Here is an 18,917-nt window from a genome sequence, read left to right on the forward strand (position 1 = left end):
AGGTTGCCATGGCTGACTATAAAGCGCCGCTGCGCGATATGCGCTTCGTCCTCAATGAAGTCTTCGAAGTCTCCAAACTGTGGGCAGTCCTGCCCGGGCTGGCCGAAGCGGTGGACGAAGACACCGCTCTGGCGGTGCTGGAGGAGGCCGGCAAGGTTGCCAGCAAGACCATCGCGCCGCTGAGCCGCGCCGCCGACGAGGAAGGCTGCCACTGGGACAACGGCGTGGTGCGTACCCCGGCCGGTTTCGTCGAGGCCTACCAGACCTACGCCGAAGGCGGCTGGGGCGGTGTTGGCGGTGACCCGGTGTATGGCGGCATGGGCATGCCCAAGGTGATCTCGGCCCAGGTCGAGGAAATGGTCAACTCGTCGAGCCTGGCCTTCGGCCTGTACCCGATGCTGACCGCAGGCGCCTGCCTGTCGATCAACGCTCACGCCAGCGAAGAGCTCAAGGAAAAATACCTGCCGAACATGTACGCCGGTGTCTGGGCCGGCTCCATGTGCCTCACCGAGCCCCATGCCGGTACCGACCTGGGCATCATCCGTACCCGCGCCGAGCCGCAGGCTGACGGCAGCTACAAGGTCAGCGGAACAAAGATCTTCATCACCGGCGGCGAGCACGACCTCACCGAGAACATCATCCACCTGGTGCTGGCCAAGCTGCCGGACGCCCCGGCCGGGCCGAAGGGTATCTCGCTGTTCCTGGTGCCGAAGTTCCTGGTCAACGCCGACGGCAGCCTGGGCGCGCGCAACCCGGCCAACTGCGGTTCGATCGAACACAAGATGGGCATCCTGGCCTCCTCGACCTGCGTGATGAACTTCGACGAAGCCACCGGCTACCTGGTCGGCGAGCCGAACAAGGGCCTGGCGGCGATGTTCACCATGATGAACTACGAGCGTCTGGGCGTCGGTATCCAGGGCCTGGCCTCGGCCGAGCGCTCCTACCAGAACGCCGTGGAATACGCCCGCGATCGTCTGCAGAGCCGCGCGCCGACCGGCCCGCAGGCCAAGGACAAGGCTGCCGACCCGATCATCGTCCACCCGGACGTGCGCCGCATGCTGCTGACCATGAAGGCCCTGAACGAAGGTGGCCGGGCGTTCTCCACCTACGTGGCGATGCAACTGGACACCGCCAAGTACAGCGAAGACGCCACCACCCGCAAGCGCGCGGAAGACCTGGTGGCACTGCTGACGCCGGTGGCCAAGGCCTTCCTGACCGATGTCGGCTTCGAAACCACGGTGCATGGCCAGCAGATCTTCGGCGGCCATGGCTATATCCGCGAGTGGGGTCAGGAGCAACTGGTGCGCGATGTGCGCATCACCCAGATCTACGAAGGGACCAACGGTATCCAGGCCCTGGACCTGATGGGACGCAAGATCGTCGGCAGCGGCGGCGCCTTCTACAAGTTGTTCACCGACGAGATTCGCCAGTTCACCGCCAGCGCCGGCAGCGAGCTCGGCGAGTTCGTCAAACCGCTGAATGCCGCGCTGGACGATCTCGACAGCCTGACCGCCTGGGTGCTCGACCGGGCCAAGGGCAACCCCAACGAGATCGGCGCCGCGTCGGTCGAGTACCTGCACGCTTTCGGCTACACCGCCTATGCCTACATGTGGGCACTGATGGCGCGCACGGCGCTGGACAAGCAGGGCGAGGACAGCTTCTACGCCAGCAAGCTGGGCACCGCGCGCTTCTACTTCGCCCGTCTGCTGCCGCGTCTGCAGTCGCTGAGCGCCTCGGTGAAAGCCGGCAGTGAATCCCTGTATCTGCTGGACGCGGAGCAGTTCTGAGGTGAGGGCGTCATGTAAGCATTTGCTTACATGACGCGGTGACTTTTAGCCTCTTCCCGAAAATTGGATCCACAGTTAATCTTTCTCACATGGACGAAGCGCAGGACGCGCAAAGTACATCACAAGGACGGAACGAAGGAGACCTGCCCAGGATGGCGGGGCGAAAGGGAAGTCAAAGGGAAACAGTCTGTAAAACCCCGCTTCGGCGGGGTTTTCTTTATGCGCGCGTTTTCTATCCGAGCACATCCAGCGGCGAGACACCCATCTGCCGCGGGTCGATCTCTTCTTCCAGCAGGGTCCGCAGCAGCTCCACCGAGGCCTGCTGGCGCTGCGCATCGCGAAACACCAGGCCTACCTTCAGCGGCACGCGGGGTTCGCTCAGCGGTTTCCACAGCAATTCCGCATCTTCCGAGGCTTCCTGCGCCCGGCCCGGCAGCACCGTGGCCAGTGAGGTGTGCGGCAGGCTGTCGAGTATCCCGCCCATGTTGTTCATCTCCGCCTGCACCTGCGGGCGCCGCCCCAGGTTGGCCAGTTGGCCCTGCCAGATCTGGCGTACCTGGAATTCCTCGCCCAGCAGGATCATCGGCAGTTCGGCGGCCTGTTTCAGTGAGACCTTCTTGAACTCGCGCAACGGGTGGGTGCGGGGAATCACCACCTGCAACTCGTCTTCGTACAGCAGCAGGCCGTGCAGCCCCGGCTGGCGCGGCGGCAGGTAGCTGATGCCGATATCCAGGCTGCCGTTGAGCAGGCGCCGTTCGATCTCCAGTCCCGAAAGCTCGTAGATCTGCACCACAAGATGCGGCTGCGCCTTGCGCACGCGGTCGAGCAGTTGCGGCACCAGGCTCGGCCGCACCGTCTGCAGCACGCCGATGGCCAGGGTACGCAGGGCCTGGCCCTTGAAGTTGCGCAGGGCATCGCGGGCGCGCTGCATGCCGTCGAGCAGGGGCAGGGCGTGGTTGTACAGGGTGTGCGCGGCCAGGGTCGGCAACAGGCGTTTGTTGCCGCGTTCGAACAGGCTGACGTCGAGGCTGTGTTCGAGCTGGCGGATCTGCTGCGACAGCGCCGGCTGGGACAGGGACAGGCGTTCGGCGGCGCGGCCGACATGGCCTTCTTCATACACCGCGACGAAATAACGCAGTTGGCGAAAATCCATAAGACTTACTTATCGAAAAAGCTCGAAAAACGAAATGGCCGCAAGGGCCCGGCGCGCCTACTCTACGCCCGTATTCACAAGGTTTACAGGCCCAGAGGGCGCGATGAACAGCGTACATGTGGATGGCGTTTACATAGGCAAGGCTAAAAATCTCGGTTATGGCTTGATGACCGATATCGATAAGGAAGAGGTTGCGCGGCGGCTGTGGTTATGGCCGCAGGGGCTGGGAAGCGACGAACACGGCGACCCACGTTTCCATACCGGCCCGGAACGGGCCCTGCACCACTATCCGGCCGAGCACTACGCCTGGTGGCGGAAACGTTATCCACAGATCGCCTGGCAGGCCCCGGCCTTCGGCGAAAACCTGTCGACCCACGGCATCGACGAGCATGACGTGTGCCTGGGCGACCTGTTCCGCTGGGGTGGCGCGTTGCTGCAGATCAGCCAGCCGCGCTCGCCGTGCTATCGCCTCAGCCACCGCTGGGGCCTGCAGGAACTGCCGCAACTGGCCCAGGACAGCGGGCGTTGTGGCTGGTTCTACCGGGTCCTGAAACCGGGCTTCGTCAGCGCCGACGAGCCTTTCGAACTGATACAGCGCAGCTATCCGGGCCTGACCGCGGCCTGGGCGCTGCACGCTTTTTACCGTGAACCTCTGGAGCATGCGGGTTTGAAGAAACTGGTGGATTGTCCGGCCCTGTCGTCACGCTGGCGCGATATCGCGATCAAGCGCTTGCGCACCGGTCAGATCGAGGACTGGAGCGCCCGTCTGCTCGGCCTGCCGCTGGAAGGACTGCGCGCATGAACCTGTTCAACCTGAGACGCCAGGCGGCGCCGATCGTCGAGGCGACGCCGGAGCCGACCGACCCCGTCGATCCGCTTTCGCGGAATTGCCTGATGCCCGCGATCCAGCGTGCCGAACAGCTGTTCGTGCGTGGCCAGGGCTCCTGGCTGTGGGACAGCGAAGGCCGTGCCTTCCTCGATTTCACCCAGGGTAATGCGGTCAACAGCCTCGGTCACAGTCCCAAGGTGCTGGTCCAGGCCTTGAGCGGGCAGGCCCAGGCACTGATCAACTCGGGGGCGGGCTTTCACAACCGCGGCCACCTGAAGCTGGTCAACCTGCTGTGCCAGAGCACCGGCAGCGACCAGGCCCATCTGCTCAACAGCGGCGCCGAGGCCTGCGAGGGCGCGATCAAGCTGGCGCGCAAATGGGGCCAGCTGCATCGCAACGGCGCCTATCACATCATCACCGCCAGCCAGGGCAGCCACGGGCGCAGCCTCGGTGCCCTGTCGGCCTCCGACCCGCTGCCGTGCAATCGCTGCGAGCCGGGCCTGCCGGGCTTCAGCAAGGTGCCGTTCAACGACCTGGCGGCGCTGCACGCGGCGGTGGATTCGCGCACCGTGGCGATCATGCTCGAACCGATCCAGGGCGAAGCCGGGGTGATCCCGGCGACCCGGCATTACCTCAAGGGTGTCGAGCGTCTGTGTCGCGAACTGGGCATCCTGCTGATCCTCGACGAGGTGCAGACCGGCATGGGCCGCTGCGGCGCCTTGCTGGCCGAGGAAACCTACGGGGTGCGCGCCGATATCCTCACCCTCGGCAAGGGCCTGGGCGGTGGCGTGCCGATCGCCGCGTTGCTGTCCCGCGGCAGTGCCTGCTGCGCCGAAGCCGGTGAGCTGGAGGGCAGTCATCACGGCAATGCGCTGATGAGCGCTGCTGGCCTGGCCGTGCTGGAGACCGTGCTGGAAAACGGTTTCTTCGAGCAGGTCCGGGATGCCGGGTGGCACCTGCGCGATGGCCTCAGCCGTCTGGCCGGCCGCTATGGCCTGGGTGAGGTGCGCGGTCAGGGCCTGCTCTGGGGCCTGGAACTGCCCGAGCCGCTGGCGGCGCAGGTGGTCAGGGCGGCGCTGCAGGAAGGCCTGCTGCTCAATGCGCCGCAGTCCCATGTGCTGCGCTTTTCGCCGGCGCTGACCGTCAGCCACGGCAATATCGACGAAATGCTGCTGCGCCTGGCCCGGGCCTTCGCCCGTGTGCAGACCGCGCAACTGAGCCGCCAGCGCCGCTCGTAACGAATACTGTGAACCGTCTCGCGTGTCTGCGCGTCGCCCCGGGCCTGTTGTTTTTGGCCTGGGGCGTTTTTTTTGTGGGCGGGAAACGGGCGGAACCGTCGGGGGTGGGCCAGAGTCAGAACAGGAACATCATCTCAAGGAGCGTTTCCATGGACCTGATTCGCATCATCTTCGCCATTCTGCTGCCGCCGCTGGGGGTGTTTCTGCAGGTCGGCTTTGGAGGGGCGTTCTGGCTGAATATCCTGCTGACCCTGCTGGGGTATATCCCGGGGATCGTGCATGCGGTGTACATCATCGCCAAGCGGTGAGGGGTATTGGGACCGCTTTGCGGTCCTTCGCGGGCAAGCCACGCTCCTACTACTCGCAATCCAGCACTTTGCGATAGAACTTCCATTCCTCTTCCAGCGCATGCGCCAGGTTCTCGGCCATCCTGAAGCCATGCCGTTCCGTCGGATAGAAATGCCCTTCGGCCTCGATGCCATTGGCCTTCAACGCCCTCAGCATCGAGCGGGTCTGCTGCGGCACCACCACCGCATCCAGCTCGCCCTGGAAGAAGATCACCGGCACGCGGATGTTCCCCGCATGCAGTAACGGCGTGCGCTCGCGGTAGCGCTCGGCGTCCCGCTCGGGATCGCCGATCAGCCAGTCCAGGTAATCCCCCTCGAACTTGTGCGTGTCCCGGGCCAGCGCCAGCGGATCGCTGACGCCATACAGGCTGGCGCCGCCACGGAACACATCCTGGAACGCCAGGGCGCAGAGCGTCGTGTAGCCACCGGCACTGCCGCCACGAATGAACGCCTGATACGGGTCGATCAGCCCTTCACCCGCCAGATGCAGTACCGCCGCGCAGGCGTCCTCCACATCGATCTCGCCCCAGCGCAGGTGCAGCGCCTGGCGGTACGCACGGCCATAGCCGCTGCTGCCGCGATAGTTGAGATCGGCCACCGCGAAACCGCGCTGGGCCCAGTACTGGATACGCGGATCGAGCACCGGGTAGCAGGCCGAAGTCGGCCCGCCATGGACGAAGACGATCAGCGGCGCCGGCTTGCGCCCGCTCATCGCCGGATAGAAGAAACCATGGGCCTCGCCATCGCCGCTGGGATAACTGAAACCGCGCGGTCGGCTGATACGCTCGGCGGGCAGCGGCGCAACGCCACCCGCCAGCACCTGCACGGCATGATCGCGGCGGTCGATGGCGATCACCGCCGCCGGCAGGACGGGCGAAGCGGCGATGGCGTAGATGAAATCGTGGTCCAGGTCCAGGCAGCGGAAGCGGCTGTAGTCGCTGACGAAGTCGTCAAGCTCGCCATCGGCCTTGCGCAGGCCGAGGCGCGAGAAACCGTTGTCGAACCAGGTGGCGAGATAGCCCTGATCCACGGGCCGCCAGGTGCTGGCCCCCAGTTGCCAGGGCGCGGCGGCGTGGTCGGCGGGCGCGGCCGGCAGCGGCTGCCAGCCTTGCGCGGTTTCACCCCAGGGTTGCCAGAAACCGTTCAGGTCGGACAGGCAATGCAGCCTGCCTTCGGCATCGAAACGCGGCTGCTGCAGGGACTGCGCCGGGCCGCTGTCGCCGGCGATGCAGCGGGTGTCGCCATTGGCTTCGCGCACGTACAGGCGGGTCGCGGTCCAGGGCTGCTCGGGGCGGCTCCACTCGATCCAGGCCAGGCGCCGGCCGTCGTCGCTCAGGGTCGGCGAGGCGTAGAAATCCGCACCTTCGGCGAGTACTTCACGCACCCGCTCGGCGATGGCCACCAGACGGTGCGTGGTGCCGCTTTCCTCCACCGCCAGCACACGCCCGTCGGCCCACAGCAGATCGCCGTAGCGGCACTCGCCGGCGGTCAGCGCCTGCGGCTGGCCACCCTCCAGCGTCTGTCGATACAACTGCTGGTCCGCCTCGTTGACGAACACCAGGCCGTCATCGCTCAGGCAGAAGGAGCGCCCGCCATATTCGTAGACCCGGCTGCGCACGCTGAAGCCGTCCGGGGTCAGGCAGCGGGCCTGGCCGTCGCGCCAGTGCCAGATCCGGCAGGCGCCGTCGCGGGGACGGAATTCGTTCCAGAACAGGCCGTGGCGGCCCACCTGCAGGTCGGCGAAGTCGGTGCCGGCCGCGACGGCCTGTTCTGCGCTGAAGCGCTCAGCCGCGGGCGATGAGTCGTGAGTTGCGGTCATTGCGGAAGGTCATCTCCTTGATGGTCAGGGCGGCGGTTTCGGCCTCCTCCCTTGCCGCGAGGATGATGCCATGGTCCGCCGATTTGCCGCATACCGGGTCGGCCTTGCTGGCGTCGCCGGTCAACATGAAGGCCTGGCAGCGGCAGCCGCCGAAATCCCGTTCCTTCTCGTCGCAGGAGCGGCACGGTTCCGGCATCCAGTCGTAACCACGATAGCGGTTGAAACCGAAGGAGTCGTACCAGATGTGCTGCATGCTGTGCTCGCGCACGTTGGGAAACTGCACCGGCAACTGACGGGCGCCGTGGCAGGGCAGGGCGGTGCCGTCCGGGGTGACCGTGAGGAACACGCTGCCCCAGCCGTTCATGCAGGCCTTGGGCCGTTCTTCATAGTAGTCCGGGGTGACGAAGATCAGCTTGCACGGATTGCCTTCGGCCTTGAGCCGCTCGCGGTACTCGTTGGTGATGCGTTCGGCCCGTTCCAGCTGTGCGCGGGTCGGCAGCAGGCCGACGCGATTGAGGTGAGCCCAGCCGTAGAACTGGCAGGTGGCGAGTTCGACGAAGTCGGCTTCGAGGGCGATGCACAGCTCGATGATGCGGTCGATGCGGTCGATGTTGTGCCGATGGGTGACGAAGTTGAGCACCATCGGATAGCCCTGGGCCTTCACCGCGCGAGCCATTTCCAGCTTCTGCGCGAAGGCCTTCTTCGAGCCGGCCAGCAGGTTGTTCACCTGCTCGTCGCTGGCCTGGAAGCTGATCTGGATATGGTCCAGGCCCGCCTTGCGGAAGGTGGCGATCTTTTCCTCGGTGAGGCCGATGCCGGAGGTGATCAGGTTGGTGTAGTAGCCCAGGCGGCGGCCTTCGCCGATCAGTTCGGCGAGGTCCTGGCGCACCAGCGGTTCGCCGCCGGAGAAGCCCAGTTGCGCCGCGCCCATCTCGCGCGCCTCGGCCATCACCTTGAACCACTGCTCGGTCGTCAGTTCCTTGCCCTGTTCGGCGAAGTCCAGCGGGTTGGAGCAGTACGGGCATTGCAGCGGGCAGCGGTAGGTCAGTTCGGCCAGCAGCCACAGGGGCAGGCCGACCTCGGGCTTGCCGGGTTGCTCACTCAAGGGTGATCCAGTGTTCGGCACGGGCCACCTCCATGAATTGCTCGATATCGTCAGGCAGTTCCGGAACGCCGGGGAATTTCTCGTCGAGCCGGGCGATGATTGCCGTCACGTCGCGCTCGCCGTCGATCAGTTCGCCGATCAGCGCCGCGCTCTCGTTGAGCTTGATCATGCCCTCGGGGTAAAGCAGGACATGGGCCTTCTGCGCCGGCTCGTACTGGAAGCGGTAGCCGGGACGCCAGCGCGGCGTCAGGTGGCGGTCGAAGCTCATAGCGCGATCCCCTTGTGCCAGACCCGTTCGCTGGTGACGCTGTGATAGGGCGGGCGGTTGAGTTCGTAGGCCATGCTCATGGCATCGAGCATGCTCCACAGGATGTCCAGCTTGAACTGGAGAATCTCCAGCATACGCTGCTGGCCTTCCACGGTCGTGTAGTGCTGGAGGGTGATGCTCAGGCCGTGCTCGACATCGCGCCGCGCCTGGCTCAGGCGGGTACGGAAGTAGGTGTAGCCGGCCGGGTCGATCCAGGGGTAATGCTGTGGCCAGGTGTCGAGGCGCGACTGGTGGATCTGCGGGGCGAACAGTTCGGTCAGCGAGCTGCTGGCCGCTTCCTGCCAGCAGGCGCGGCGGGCGAAGTTGACGTAGGCGTCGACGGCGAAACGCACGCCGGGCAGCACCAGCTCCTGGCTGCGCAACTGGTCCGGATCCAGGCCCACCGCCTGGCCGAGGCGCAACCAGGCCTCGATGCCACCGTCCTCGCCGGGGGCGCCATCGTGGTCGAGCAGGCGCTGGATCCATTCGCGGCGTACTTCCCGGTCCGGGCAGTTGGCGAGGATCGCCGCGTCCTTCATCGGGATGTTCACCTGGTAATAGAAGCGGTTGGCGACCCAGCCCTGGATCTGCTCGCGGGTCGCGCGGCCTTCGTACATCGCCACATGGTAAGGGTGGTGGATGTGGTAGTAGGCGCCCTTGGCCCGCAGGGCCTGTTCGAATTCGGCGGGGGACAGCGGTTTCGCGTCGCTCATGACCACTCCTAGAGTTCGATGCTCATGCCGTCGAAGGCGACTTCCACGCCACGGCGGTCCAGCTCGGCGCGCTCGGCCGAGTCCTCGTCGAGAATCGGGTTGGTGTTGTTGATATGGATAAGCACCTTGCGCTGGGTCGGGAAGTCTTCGAGCACCTCCAGCATGCCGCCAGGGCCGTTCTGTGGCAGGTGACCCATTTCGCTGCCGGTGCGGGTTCCGACGCCGCGGCGCTGCATTTCGTCATCGTCCCACAGGGTGCCGTCCACCAGCAGCACGTCGGCGTCGTGCATGCGTTGCAGCAGGCTGGCGTCGACCTTGCCGAGGCCCGGGGCGTAGAACAGTTTGCCGCCCGTGCGCAGGTCTTCGACCATCAGGCCGAGGTTGTCGCCGGGGTGTGGATCGAAGCGGTGCGGCGAGTAGGGCGGTGCCGCGCTGCGCAGCGGGAAGGGGCTGAAACGCAGGTTCGGGCAGGCTTCGATGACGAAGCTGCCATCCAGTTCGATGCGCTTCCAGGCCAGGCCGCCGTTCCAGTGTTCGAGCATGTTGAACAGGGGGAAGCCGGTGGTCAGGTCCTGGTGGACCATCTCCGTGCACCAGACCTCATGCGGGCAGCCTTCGCGCAGGCTGAGCAGGCCGGTGGTGTGGTCGATCTGGCTGTCGAGCAGGATGATCGCGTCGATACCGCTGTCGCGCAGGGCGCGGGCCGGTTGCATCGGGGCGAAGCCCTGCAGTTGCGCGCGGATGTCCGGCGAGGCGTTGCACAGGATCCAGTGCTCGCCATCGTCGGACAGGGCGATGGACGATTGCGTCCGTGCCGAGGCGCGCAGGCTGCCGTCGCGAAAGCCCTTGCAGTTGGGGCAGTTGCAGTTCCACTGCGGGAATCCACCACCGGCGGCGGAACCTAGAATCTGGATGTACATGGCTGGCTCCCGCCTCGTCCGAAAATGAAAACGCCCCGGATGATCGGGGCGTCGTACCGCGAAAAGACTCAGCGATTCGCGAAGTACATGGTCACTTCAAAACCGATACGCAGGTCAGTGTATGCAGGTTTGGTCCACATGGAATTACTCCTTCCGGATAGGTGGGGCGAGGGACAGCTACTCATTTAGTCGCCCCCTGCCGGGGTGACGTTTCGGGCAGCCAGGATAGCGCTATCTTACAAGATATTTTTGAACTGAATGGTTAAACCTGTAGGAAAGGTCTTTTGCGGTTGTCGTAAAAGTTCAGCGACAGTCGGCGCCGTTGGCGAGGATCAGCCAGTGCTGTTCGCTGGCCAGTTGCGCCCAGGCCCGGTCGATAGCCGCCTGGTCGACGTTCAGCAGGGCCGCGGCCAGGGCTTCCAGGCGTGCATCGGCATTTCCCGCCAGATGCGCCTGCCACAGCCATTCGGCGACTTGCGCATTGCCCATGACCGGCTCGCTGAATTGCGCGGCGAGGGCTGCGCCGGCACTGGCCAGCACGGGGGCGGGGCGGGCGAAGAATGCGCGCAGATGGCCGAGGATTTCCCCGTGGTCGGCGCTGGGCGATTGCACGCCGAACATCAGGCCGTTGTGGCCCTGAATCTGTCGGTAGCTGCTGAACACCGCATAGCCCAGTTGCAGTTCGCTGCGCAGACGCTGGTAGAACGGGCCCTGGATCAACTGGGCGAGCAGGCGCCAGGTGGCTTCTTCATGGGCGGGGACCGGGTTGAACAGCAGCAGCGCATGCTCGCCAGCGGCTTCGCCATGGCAGTGCCATTGGCCAGGCGCGAGGGCGGGCGTACGCAACTGAGCCGGTGTGGCGGAAATGGACTTCAGCAGATGGCCGAGGACATTCTGCGCTGCCGTGTCGAAGCCCGTGGCCAGCGCGGTCCAGCCAAGGCTGGTGGGGCCGGGCAGGTGATGAACGAGCTGTTCCATCAGTTGCCGAATCGGGATCAGCGCGGGCGTATCGCCGGGGCCCGCGGCCTGCGGCTGTCGCAGCATCGACAGCGCCTGCTCGACCACCGCCAGCACCGGCGCGGGAGCACCGGCGCAATACAGTTGCCAACTGTCGGCGCCGCGGCTCCATTGCAGCTCCACGGCGGCACGGCGGGCGCGTTCGATCAGGGGTTTCAGGGCATCGCGCAGGTGCACGGCGGGCGCGTCGTACTGCCAGCGGATATACAGCGCGGCGTATTGGCGCGAAGCCGGCAACACCGCGCTGATGTTCAGCCCGGCCGGTGCTGGAACGGCTGCGATCGATGGCAGGACCGCAGCCAGCAAAGGTTCCGGCTCGGGCAGTCGCCACGGCTGGCGGGACACGCCCGGATGCTCGATGACCTGCGCGCTCGGCTGCATCGCCGTGCTGTCCCGCCGCGCCAGTTCGAGGGCGCCGGCACTCATTTCGCGTGCCGCTTGCAGGCGCTGATATTCCAGGCGCAGAGCGCGGTGATCGGCATCGCGGAAGAACGCCAGCCAGTCGCGCAGCAACGCTTCGACCTCGCCCGCGTCCGCCGCGGGAGTCAGCTTCACCTTCGCATGCAGCAAGGCCTGCCCGGCAAATTCGTAGAGCGAGGCAAAGCTGAAGTCCTCAAGCCAGCCGCGCTCGCGCAGTTCGGCGAGCAGGCCGCCAGGCCGGCTGTCGGCAATCCAGGTGGCGAGGTATTCGATGGCTGCCGCGGCACCTTCCGGCAAATGCTCATGGGCCAGCAGCAGGTCGAGTTGTCCATCGATCCGCGGCGGTTGCAGCGGGCCGTCGAGCAACGGTGGCGGCGCCTCCTGAGCGACGTGCATTCCCGCCGCGAAGATGTCGCCAAACTGCCGCGCCAGTTGCTCTAGCTGTTCCAGCGGCTGCGGTCCGCTCAGGCTCAGCAGCATCTGCCCGGCCTGGTAGAAGCGCCGATGAAAATCCGCGAGCGCTTGCTGAAATGCCGGCTCTTCCACCGGCAGGGTGTCGCGGTTGCCGGCATGAAAGCCGCTCAGCGGATGCGCTGCAGAAACGCTGCGCAAGAGTGCGTACTGCCGCTGCGCCTCGGCATTGCCCGACCAGGCGACCCACTCGGCATGGATCACCTCGCGTTCGGCGCGCTGCCGCTCCAGGGTCAGCAGCGGATGGGCGAGCATGTCGCACAGCCGCTCCAGCGCGCCGGCCAGCGCCGTCACGGGCACCTCGAAAAAGAAGTCGGTGCTGCGCTCGCGGGTGCTGGCGTTGAGCTGTCCGCCCTGGCGCTGGACGTAGCCCATCAGCGCCTCCCCGCAACGGTGCGCTGACGTCGTAGGAGCTGGCTTGCCTGCGAAAGGAGCGCGCAGCGGTCCCCGAGTGCGGTGAGGTTCGGGACCGCTGCGCGGTCCTTTCGCAGGCAAGCCAGCTCCTACGGGGGCGGCTTGCGTCTCGTCTACCGGGAAGCGCGTGGTGCCGAGGAAGAACAGGTGTTCGAGAAAGTGCGCCAGGCCGGGATAGGCGACAGGCGCATCATGGCTGCCGGCATGCACCCGCAAGGCGGCCGCGCAGCGTTTCAGATGCGGCGCATGGCGCAGCGTGACCCGCAGGCCATTGCTCAGGGTGAGGTGCTGCAGAAGGCTGGACATGACGGCTCCGATACGCGCGAACCGCCATGCTAGCGGATAACTTACCCCTGTGGCGCGTCGTGCAGCCCGGCGCGCAGGTCCTGCAGGTAGGGGGTGCTGGCGCGGCCTTCGTGGACCCGTTGCAGGTCGATATCCGCCGAGAGCATCGCGCTGTCGCGTCCGGCCATGGCGAGAATGCTGCCGTCCGGGCCGACGATGCTGCTCTGCCCGCAATAGCGGATCTCGCCCTCGGCCCCGCAGTAGTTGGCGTAGACCAGGTAGCACTGGTTCTCGTGGGCACGGCTGCGCACGGTGACCTGGCAGATGAAGTCGTAGGGCTCCATGTTCGCCGTCGGCACCAGGATCAGCTCGGCGCCGTCCCTGGCCAGGCGCCGGGCGTTCTCCGGGAACTCGATGTCGTAGCAGATCAGCATGCCGACCTTCCAGCCGTTCAGCTCGACCACCGGGAAGTGGTTGCCGCCGGGGCTGAACATGGCGCGGTCGAGCCCGCCGAACAGGTGGGTCTTGCGGTAGTTGGCGAGGCTGCGGCCGTGGCCGTCGATCAACTGCACGCTGTTGTACACGCGGCCATCGTCGGCCAGTTCGGGATAGCCGTAGACGATGGCGATGCGGTTGGCCTGGGCGATTTCCACCACGCGCATGGCCGAGGGGCCGTCCTCGGCTTCGGCCAGGCGCGCGGCGGCTTCGCTGCCGATGTTGTAGCCACTGAGGAACATCTCCGGGCAGACCAGCAGCTCGGCGCCACGGGCGGCGGCGAGCTGGGCCTGATGCTGCAGGCGCTCCAGGTTGCCGGGAACGTCCAGCGGCTGCGGCGAGCCCTGGTAGAGGGCGATACGCATGGCGAATCTCCTGTCAGTCGGCCAGGGCGATCGGCCCGATCTCGTCGAACACATCGCCCGGGCCCGGGTTGTCGGGGTGGGTGTGGCCACCGAAGTGCTTCATGATGCCCCAAACCGCGTTCAGCGAGGTCTGCACCGCGCCTTCGACCCAGGCCGGTGTCCAGGATACGTCGTCGCCGGCGATGAAGATGCCGCGCTGCTCGGCGGGCATGTCCTGCTGCATGAAGTGGGCGTACATGCGCTGGTTGTAGCGATAGTGGCCGGGCAGGGCGCCCTTGAAGGCACCGAGGAAATACGGGTCGGCCTCCCACGATACGGTGATCGGGTCGCCGATGATATGCCCGGCGATGTCCACTTTCGGGTAGATCTTCTTCAGTGCGTCGAGGGCCAGTTTGACGCGCTTCTCCACCGGGTGTGGGAGCATCTTCAGGGCATCGCTCATCCACGAGTAGGACAGGCAGATCACCCCCGGCTTGTCGTCGCCGTTGTCGAACAGGTAGGTGCCGCGGGTCAGGCGGTCGGTGAGGGTCATGCTCATCAGGTCGCGGCCGGTTTCCGGGTCCTTGTCCTTCCAGAACGGGCGGTCGACCATGACGAAGGTCTTCGACGACTGCATGTAGCGGGTGCGGTCCAGGGCCATCCACATCTTCTGCGAGAACAGCGATTCCTCGCATTCGATCTGGGTGGTCAGCAGCCAGCTCTGGCAGGTGGTCAGCACCGCCGCGTAGTTGCGTGTGTCGCCCCAGTTGTCGGTCACCGCCAGGCTACCGTCGGCGTTGCGCGCGATGCGCTTGACCCCCGGGCGCGGCGCGCCACGGTGCAGCGAGGCCAGGCTGGTACCTTGCGGCCAATGGGCGCAGCGCTGCGGCACATGCTTCCAGATGCCCAGCGGCACCTGCTCGACACCGCCGACCACCAAGTGCTGGTGGTCGTCGCAGTTGGTCATCACCACGCGGAAGATTTCCAGCATCGAGTTGGGGAAGTCCGAGTCCCAGCCGCCGGTGCCGAAGCCGACCTGGCCGAACACTTCGCGGTGCAGGAAGCTCAGTTTGGCGAAGGATTTCGAGGTGGCGACGAAGTCGTAGAAGGTGCGGTCATCCCACAGCGGCACCAGGGTGTTCCACAGTTCCTTCAGGCGCGGGACGTCGCGGTCGCGGATGGCCTGCTGGATATCACCGAAGCGCGCGCCGTCCTCCAGGGCATCGGCCCAGGCGTCGGCGACTTCCTGGAACAGTTTCGGCAGGTCGGCGATCTTCTCCGCGTAGTAGGTGGTGCCTTCCAGATCGATCACCGTGCTGCCCGACGCCGGGGTCAGCGGGTTGGGAAACGGCCGGGTCTCCAGGCCCAGTTTGTCGACGTAGTGGTAGAACGCCGTGGACGACACCGGAAAACGCATCCCGCCCAGTTCCGCGACGATGCCGTCGGTGCCGGCGAAGGCCTGCGAGCGCAGGCGCCCGCCCATCTTCGAAGCCTCGTAGACCACCGGCTTGAGGCCCAGCTTCATCAGCTCGTAGGCCGCCACCAGCCCGGCGATCCCGGCACCGACGATCGCCACTTCCTCGCCATGCCGCGCGGCGGGAATGCTGCCCAGGCCGGCGGGGTGCTCGATCCAGTCGTCGAAGGCGAAGGGGAAGTCGGGACCGAAGATGGTGACGGGTTTCTTGCCGTCGGCGGGGTGGCGGTTGTTCTTGTTCATGATTGACCTTGCCAGGGGGCTGCGCGGGAGGCGGAGCCTGAGTATAGGAAATGCCTGGGGCCAATTTTAGAGAGGGGTGTGTTCGTAATTAAGATGCAGAGTGTCGTCGTTTTGTGGTGTTTTTGGTCATTGTGACAAGAGTGAGATGCATAGTGACATTTATGGCCTCATCGCTGGCAACGCCAGCCCCCACAAGGTTCAGCGGTGAGGCATCAAGTCATACCGGCTGCCCGCGATCCACCTTGCTGCTGAGGATGATCGAGGTCGTGGTCTTCTCCACCCCTTCCAGGCTGCCGATCTGGTCGAGCAACTGGTCCAGTTGCTCCGGCGACTCGCTGCGCAGCCACGCCACATAGTCGAACTCGCCACTCACCGCGCACAGCTGCTGCACCTGCCCCATGGCGCTGAGGCGGCGCACCACCTCGCGCCCGGAGCGCGGTTGCACGGTGATGCCCACGTAGGCCTGCAGGCCACCATCGATCACCCGCTGGCCCAGGCGCACGCCATAGCCGCTGATGACCTTGGTCTTCTCCAGCCGGGCGATCCGCGACGTCACCGTGGTCCGGGCGATGCCCAGTTGCCGGGCGAGGGTGGCGACGCTTTCCCGGGCGTTGATCTGCAGGGCGGCGATCAACTGGCGGTCTATTTCGTCGAGGGCATGGGTGCGGCTGTCGGACATGGCTTTCTCGGGGGCAAGGCGGCTAAGCGGCCCAGTGTACCTTCAAGCCAGTGCCTTGAAGCAGTGCTCCAGCCCCGGAAACACCCCTGTCCGCACGTCGCGCGCGTACTCGCCGAGCGCCTGTTCGATCGGCCCCTGCAACTCGGCATAGCGCTTGACGAAGCGCGGCTGGTACTCGCCGAACAGCCCCAGCAGGTCTTCGGTCACCAGCACCTGGCCATCGCAGGCCGGCGAGGCGCCGATGCCGATGGTGGGAATCGCCAGTTCCTCGCTCAACGCCCGCGCCAGGGGCTCGGCGATGCCTTCGAGCACCACCGAGAAGGCCCCCGCCGCCTGCATCGCCAGGGCGTCGCGGCGCACCTTCGCCGCGCTTTCGGCATCCCGCCCCTGGGCTCTGAATCCGCCTTGAACGTTGACCTGCTGCGGCATCAGGCCGATATGCGCCATCACCGGAATACCGCGCTGGCACAGGTACGCCACGGTCTCGGCCATTTCCTCGCCGCCTTCGAGCTTGAGGGCCTGGGCGCCGGTATCGCGCAGGACTTTCGCGGCGTTCATGAAGGCTTGCTCCAGCGAGGCCTGATAGCTGCCAAATGGCATGTCGACCACCACGCAGGCACGCTGCGCGCCGCGCATCACCGCCTGGCCGTGGGCGATCATCATGTCCAGGGTCACGCCGAGGGTACTGGGCATGCCGTACAGGACCATGCCCAGCGAATCGCCGACGATGATCAGGTCGGCGTGGGCATCCACCCAGCGCGCCATCGGCAGGCTGTAGGCGGTCAGCGCAACCAGGCTGCCGGCGCCCTTGCGCTGGCGGATGGCCGGAATGCTCAGGCGGCTTTGGCGAATCTGCGTGCTCATGACAAGACTCCTGTTGTTCAACGAGACGCGAGGCAGGCTAACATCGCTGTTCATGGCTCACTTGAGCAAAGGGGACGAGTAATGCCGCACAAGAGCCAAGACGATGTACCACCGGTACCCGACCACCTGGCGCGCCCGGTGCAGGGCCGCATGTTCGACATTCCGCCGGGCTACCAGGTGGAGATGCACACCCATGAATGGGTGCAGTTCACCTACGCCAGCGCGGGCATCATGCAGGTGCTCACCGACGACCACAGCTACCTGTTGCCGCCGCAATGCGGAATGTGGATTCCCGCGGGGGTGCGCCACACCGTGTACAGCGAGCAGGTCCTGGCGTTTCGCAGCCTGTATCTCGGTGACGCGGTGCTCCAGGGCTACCACCGTGACTGCGCGGTGGTGCAGGTGACGCCGCTGGTGCGCGAGCTGATCGACAAGGCCAGCGGCTTCTCCAACGACTATCCCGAGGACGGCCCGCAGGCGCGGCTGTTGCAGGTGCTGGTGGATGAACTGCGCGAGCTGCCGGAGGCGCCTTTCAGCCTGCCGCTGCCCAGCGACCCGCGCTTGCGGCGGATCACCGATGCCCTGCAGGCGGCACCGGAAGACGGCCGCACCATCGAGGAATGGGCGCAGCAGGTCGGCGCTTCACGACGCACCCTGGCCCGGCTGTTCCAGGCCCAGACGCAGTTGTCGTTCCAGACCTGGCGCCAGCGTCTGCGCCTGCTCGCGGCCTTGCCGCTGCTGGCCCAGGGCGGCAGCGTCACGGCGGTGGCCAACGAGCTGGGCTATGACTCGGTGTCGGCCTTCATCGCGCTGTTCCAGCGCCATTACGGCACCACCCCGGGCGCCTGGGCGGCACGCCTGGCTTAACGCAGCGGCATGGCCACCGGGCGCAACGGCGCCGAATCGCCACCACGGATCTTCAGCGGGCCGCCGATGAAGGCGAACTCGTAGACCTTGTCCCGGGCCAGCTCGTCCAGCGCCACCAGTTCCATGATCGGCACGCCTTTCTGCGCCAGCAGGTAACTGTGCAGCGGCACATAGTCGTCGGCGACCTCGGACGGGAAGGCTTCGAAGCTCAGGTTGTCGGCGCCGAGGATCATCGCCTTGCCGTCCTCGACGAGAAAGCGCGCCGCGTCCAGGCCCATGCCCGGCGACTGGCGCATATAGGCCTGGGGCTGTTCGTAGAGCTTCATGCGACCGGTGCGGATCAGCACGATGTCACCCCGCTGCAGGCTGGTGTTCTGGCGCTTGAGGGCGCTCTCCAGGTCTTCGCGGGTGATGCGGTAGTCGTCCGGGAGCATGTCCACGCCCTTGGCCGCCGCCACGTCGATCAGCACGCCACGCGCCACCAGCGGCGGGAACTTCTCCACACCGGTCTTCTTCCAGCCGCGATCGCCGAGGTGCTCGTCGGCGCTGAAGCCGTTCCAGATCTTGCCGTCGATACCGAAGTGGTTGAGTGCGTCGATATGGGTGCCGGTGTGGCCATACATGGAGAAGGCGCTGCCGGTGTAGCTGCGCAGCGCGTTCATCTCGTGGCCGACGCCGAGCGGGTCGTCGACCACCGTGCCGCGTGGCGTGTGGGTCATCCAGAACTGGTAGTGCGGATCGCCGGCGGCCTGCCAGCTCGGCATGCCGATGTAGTACTCGGTGGCGAGGTCGTAGACCTTGCGCGCATCGACCCGTGACATCACCGCGGCACGGGAGGTGTCGGTGATCAGGTTGAGGCGGCCGATCTCGTCGTCCGGGCCCCAGGGGCTCACGCCGACCTTGGCGGGTTCGCCTGCGTGGGCGGCGGCGCTCAGGGCCAGGGCCAGCAGGGTGGTGATCAGCGGGGTTTTCATCGGCAACGCTCCTGTTTCGCGAGTGCCCGGGCGCAGGCGCCGCTGGCGCGCGAGGCGGCCACGGCGGTGGGCGAGGGCGGGAAAGTGAGGCTGCGTCGGGCCCGACGGAGTGCGCCCAGTCTAGGCGTGAGGCCCAGCCTGATTAAGGCCTC

General features: G+C 66.1%; 18 protein-coding genes. 5 read left to right on the top strand and 13 right to left on the bottom strand.

Annotated features, from left to right (window positions below; all coding sequences use genetic code 11):
- Window positions 1-8 precede the first annotated feature (8 nt).
- Window positions 9-1,787, top strand: coding sequence for an acyl-CoA dehydrogenase C-terminal domain-containing protein (locus CHB99_RS17590; RefSeq protein WP_042123988.1), 1,779 nt, complete (start codon window positions 9-11; stop codon window positions 1,785-1,787).
- Window positions 1,788-2,019: 232 nt separating this feature from the next.
- Here CHB99_RS17590 and CHB99_RS17595 read toward each other — a convergent pair whose 3' ends face one another.
- Window positions 2,020-2,940, bottom strand: coding sequence for a LysR family transcriptional regulator (locus tag CHB99_RS17595; RefSeq protein WP_042123986.1), 921 nt, complete (start codon window positions 2,938-2,940; stop codon window positions 2,020-2,022).
- Window positions 2,941-3,043: 103 nt separating this feature from the next.
- On the opposite strand from CHB99_RS17595, the gene CHB99_RS17600 reads away from it, so the two are divergent.
- The 3 genes from CHB99_RS17600 (at window position 3,044) to CHB99_RS17610 (ending at window position 5,315) form a co-directional block, all read left to right on the top strand.
- Window positions 3,044-3,742 carry an MOSC domain-containing protein gene (locus tag CHB99_RS17600; RefSeq protein WP_042123984.1) on the top strand — a complete coding sequence of 233 codons (699 nt, stop codon included), beginning with the start codon at window positions 3,044-3,046 and terminating at the stop codon, window positions 3,740-3,742.
- Window positions 3,739-5,007: an aspartate aminotransferase family protein gene (locus CHB99_RS17605; protein ID WP_042123982.1), complete on the top strand. Its 1,269-nt coding sequence runs from the start codon at window positions 3,739-3,741 to the stop codon at window positions 5,005-5,007. The genes CHB99_RS17600 and CHB99_RS17605 overlap by 4 nt, the downstream gene beginning before the upstream one ends.
- 149 nt (window positions 5,008-5,156) lie before the next feature.
- The gene (locus tag CHB99_RS17610) at window positions 5,157-5,315 is read left to right on the top strand and encodes a YqaE/Pmp3 family membrane protein (protein WP_042123980.1); all 159 of its coding nucleotides are present in this window, start codon (window positions 5,157-5,159) and stop codon (window positions 5,313-5,315) included.
- A 49-nt stretch (window positions 5,316-5,364) separates the two neighbouring features.
- On the opposite strand, the gene CHB99_RS17615 is transcribed toward CHB99_RS17610, so the two are convergent.
- The 11 genes from CHB99_RS17615 to panB form a co-directional block, all read right to left on the bottom strand.
- Window positions 5,365-7,173: a S9 family peptidase gene (locus CHB99_RS17615; protein WP_042123979.1), complete on the bottom strand. Its 1,809-nt coding sequence runs from the start codon at window positions 7,171-7,173 to the stop codon at window positions 5,365-5,367.
- Window positions 7,139-8,299 (bottom strand): pyrroloquinoline quinone biosynthesis protein PqqE, encoded by a 1,161-nt coding sequence (gene pqqE / locus CHB99_RS17620; protein ID WP_042123977.1) that lies wholly within the window; start codon window positions 8,297-8,299, stop codon window positions 7,139-7,141. The genes CHB99_RS17615 and pqqE overlap by 35 nt, the downstream gene beginning before the upstream one ends.
- Window positions 8,271-8,546, bottom strand: coding sequence for a pyrroloquinoline quinone biosynthesis peptide chaperone PqqD (gene pqqD, locus CHB99_RS17625; protein ID WP_042123975.1), 276 nt, complete (start codon window positions 8,544-8,546; stop codon window positions 8,271-8,273). The genes pqqE and pqqD overlap by 29 nt, the downstream gene beginning before the upstream one ends.
- The gene (gene pqqC, locus CHB99_RS17630) at window positions 8,543-9,298 is read right to left on the bottom strand and encodes a pyrroloquinoline-quinone synthase PqqC (RefSeq protein ID WP_042123973.1); all 756 of its coding nucleotides are present in this window, start codon (window positions 9,296-9,298) and stop codon (window positions 8,543-8,545) included. The genes pqqD and pqqC overlap by 4 nt, the downstream gene beginning before the upstream one ends.
- A gap of 8 nt (window positions 9,299-9,306) precedes the next feature.
- Window positions 9,307-10,218: a pyrroloquinoline quinone biosynthesis protein PqqB gene (gene pqqB / locus CHB99_RS17635; protein WP_042123970.1), complete on the bottom strand. Its 912-nt coding sequence runs from the start codon at window positions 10,216-10,218 to the stop codon at window positions 9,307-9,309.
- A 68-nt stretch (window positions 10,219-10,286) separates the two neighbouring features.
- A complete protein-coding gene (gene pqqA / locus CHB99_RS17640) occupies window positions 10,287-10,358 on the bottom strand; it encodes a pyrroloquinoline quinone precursor peptide PqqA (RefSeq protein WP_003243383.1) in 72 nt (23 codons plus the stop codon).
- Window positions 10,359-10,521: 163 nt separating this feature from the next.
- The gene (pqqF, locus tag CHB99_RS17645) at window positions 10,522-12,846 is read right to left on the bottom strand and encodes a pyrroloquinoline quinone biosynthesis protein PqqF (RefSeq protein ID WP_042123968.1); all 2,325 of its coding nucleotides are present in this window, start codon (window positions 12,844-12,846) and stop codon (window positions 10,522-10,524) included.
- 41 nt (window positions 12,847-12,887) lie between these two features.
- Window positions 12,888-13,685, bottom strand: a complete 798-nt coding sequence (locus CHB99_RS17650; RefSeq protein ID WP_042123966.1) for a carbon-nitrogen hydrolase family protein — start codon at window positions 13,683-13,685, stop codon at window positions 12,888-12,890.
- A 13-nt stretch (window positions 13,686-13,698) separates the two neighbouring features.
- Window positions 13,699-15,381 (bottom strand): flavin monoamine oxidase family protein, encoded by a 1,683-nt coding sequence (locus tag CHB99_RS17655; RefSeq protein WP_042123964.1) that lies wholly within the window; start codon window positions 15,379-15,381, stop codon window positions 13,699-13,701.
- Window positions 15,382-15,598: 217 nt separating this feature from the next.
- On the bottom strand, window positions 15,599-16,060 hold the full coding sequence (locus CHB99_RS17660) for an Lrp/AsnC family transcriptional regulator (RefSeq protein WP_042123962.1): 462 nt from the start codon (window positions 16,058-16,060) through the stop codon (window positions 15,599-15,601).
- Window positions 16,061-16,102: 42 nt separating this feature from the next.
- Window positions 16,103-16,924 (bottom strand): 3-methyl-2-oxobutanoate hydroxymethyltransferase, encoded by an 822-nt coding sequence (gene panB, locus CHB99_RS17665; RefSeq protein WP_042123960.1) that lies wholly within the window; start codon window positions 16,922-16,924, stop codon window positions 16,103-16,105.
- 81 nt (window positions 16,925-17,005) lie between these two features.
- On the opposite strand from panB, the gene CHB99_RS17670 reads away from it, so the two are divergent.
- Window positions 17,006-17,791: an AraC family transcriptional regulator gene (locus CHB99_RS17670; RefSeq protein WP_042123957.1), complete on the top strand. Its 786-nt coding sequence runs from the start codon at window positions 17,006-17,008 to the stop codon at window positions 17,789-17,791.
- On the opposite strand, the gene CHB99_RS17675 is transcribed toward CHB99_RS17670, so the two are convergent.
- Complete coding sequence (locus tag CHB99_RS17675) at window positions 17,788-18,765, bottom strand: cyclase family protein (protein ID WP_042123955.1); 978 nt, start codon at window positions 18,763-18,765, stop codon at window positions 17,788-17,790. The genes CHB99_RS17670 and CHB99_RS17675 overlap by 4 nt on opposite strands.
- Between the last annotated feature and the right edge of the window lie 152 nt (window positions 18,766-18,917).

The organism is Pseudomonas japonica (assembly GCF_900188455.1).
In the GTDB taxonomy this organism is placed as follows: Bacteria; Pseudomonadota; Gammaproteobacteria; order Pseudomonadales; family Pseudomonadaceae; genus Aquipseudomonas; species Aquipseudomonas japonica.

What these genes read in the sequence shown, in the direction of transcription:
- pqqC (WP_042123973.1), bottom strand. Translation starts at nt 9,298, where the DNA reads ATGAGCGACGCGAAACCGCTGTCCCCCGCCGAATTCGAACAGGCCCTG.
- CHB99_RS17655 (WP_042123964.1), bottom strand. Translation starts at nt 15,381, where the DNA reads ATGAACAAGAACAACCGCCACCCCGCCGACGGCAAGAAACCCGTCACC.
- pqqF (WP_042123968.1), bottom strand. Translation starts at nt 12,846, where the DNA reads ATGTCCAGCCTTCTGCAGCACCTCACCCTGAGCAATGGCCTGCGGGTC.
- CHB99_RS17600 (WP_042123984.1), top strand. Translation starts at nt 3,044, where the DNA reads ATGAACAGCGTACATGTGGATGGCGTTTACATAGGCAAGGCTAAAAAT.
- CHB99_RS17610 (WP_042123980.1), top strand. Translation starts at nt 5,157, where the DNA reads ATGGACCTGATTCGCATCATCTTCGCCATTCTGCTGCCGCCGCTGGGG.
- pqqB (WP_042123970.1), bottom strand. Translation starts at nt 10,218, where the DNA reads ATGTACATCCAGATTCTAGGTTCCGCCGCCGGTGGTGGATTCCCGCAG.
- CHB99_RS17590 (WP_042123988.1), top strand. Translation starts at nt 9, where the DNA reads ATGGCTGACTATAAAGCGCCGCTGCGCGATATGCGCTTCGTCCTCAAT.
- CHB99_RS17660 (WP_042123962.1), bottom strand. Translation starts at nt 16,060, where the DNA reads ATGTCCGACAGCCGCACCCATGCCCTCGACGAAATAGACCGCCAGTTG.
- CHB99_RS17675 (WP_042123955.1), bottom strand. Translation starts at nt 18,765, where the DNA reads ATGAAAACCCCGCTGATCACCACCCTGCTGGCCCTGGCCCTGAGCGCC.
- CHB99_RS17650 (WP_042123966.1), bottom strand. Translation starts at nt 13,685, where the DNA reads ATGCGTATCGCCCTCTACCAGGGCTCGCCGCAGCCGCTGGACGTTCCC.
- CHB99_RS17670 (WP_042123957.1), top strand. Translation starts at nt 17,006, where the DNA reads ATGCCGCACAAGAGCCAAGACGATGTACCACCGGTACCCGACCACCTG.
- pqqD (WP_042123975.1), bottom strand. Translation starts at nt 8,546, where the DNA reads ATGAGCTTCGACCGCCACCTGACGCCGCGCTGGCGTCCCGGCTACCGC.
- panB (WP_042123960.1), bottom strand. Translation starts at nt 16,924, where the DNA reads ATGAGCACGCAGATTCGCCAAAGCCGCCTGAGCATTCCGGCCATCCGC.
- CHB99_RS17615 (WP_042123979.1), bottom strand. Translation starts at nt 7,173, where the DNA reads ATGACCGCAACTCACGACTCATCGCCCGCGGCTGAGCGCTTCAGCGCA.
- CHB99_RS17605 (WP_042123982.1), top strand. Translation starts at nt 3,739, where the DNA reads ATGAACCTGTTCAACCTGAGACGCCAGGCGGCGCCGATCGTCGAGGCG.
- CHB99_RS17595 (WP_042123986.1), bottom strand. Translation starts at nt 2,940, where the DNA reads ATGGATTTTCGCCAACTGCGTTATTTCGTCGCGGTGTATGAAGAAGGC.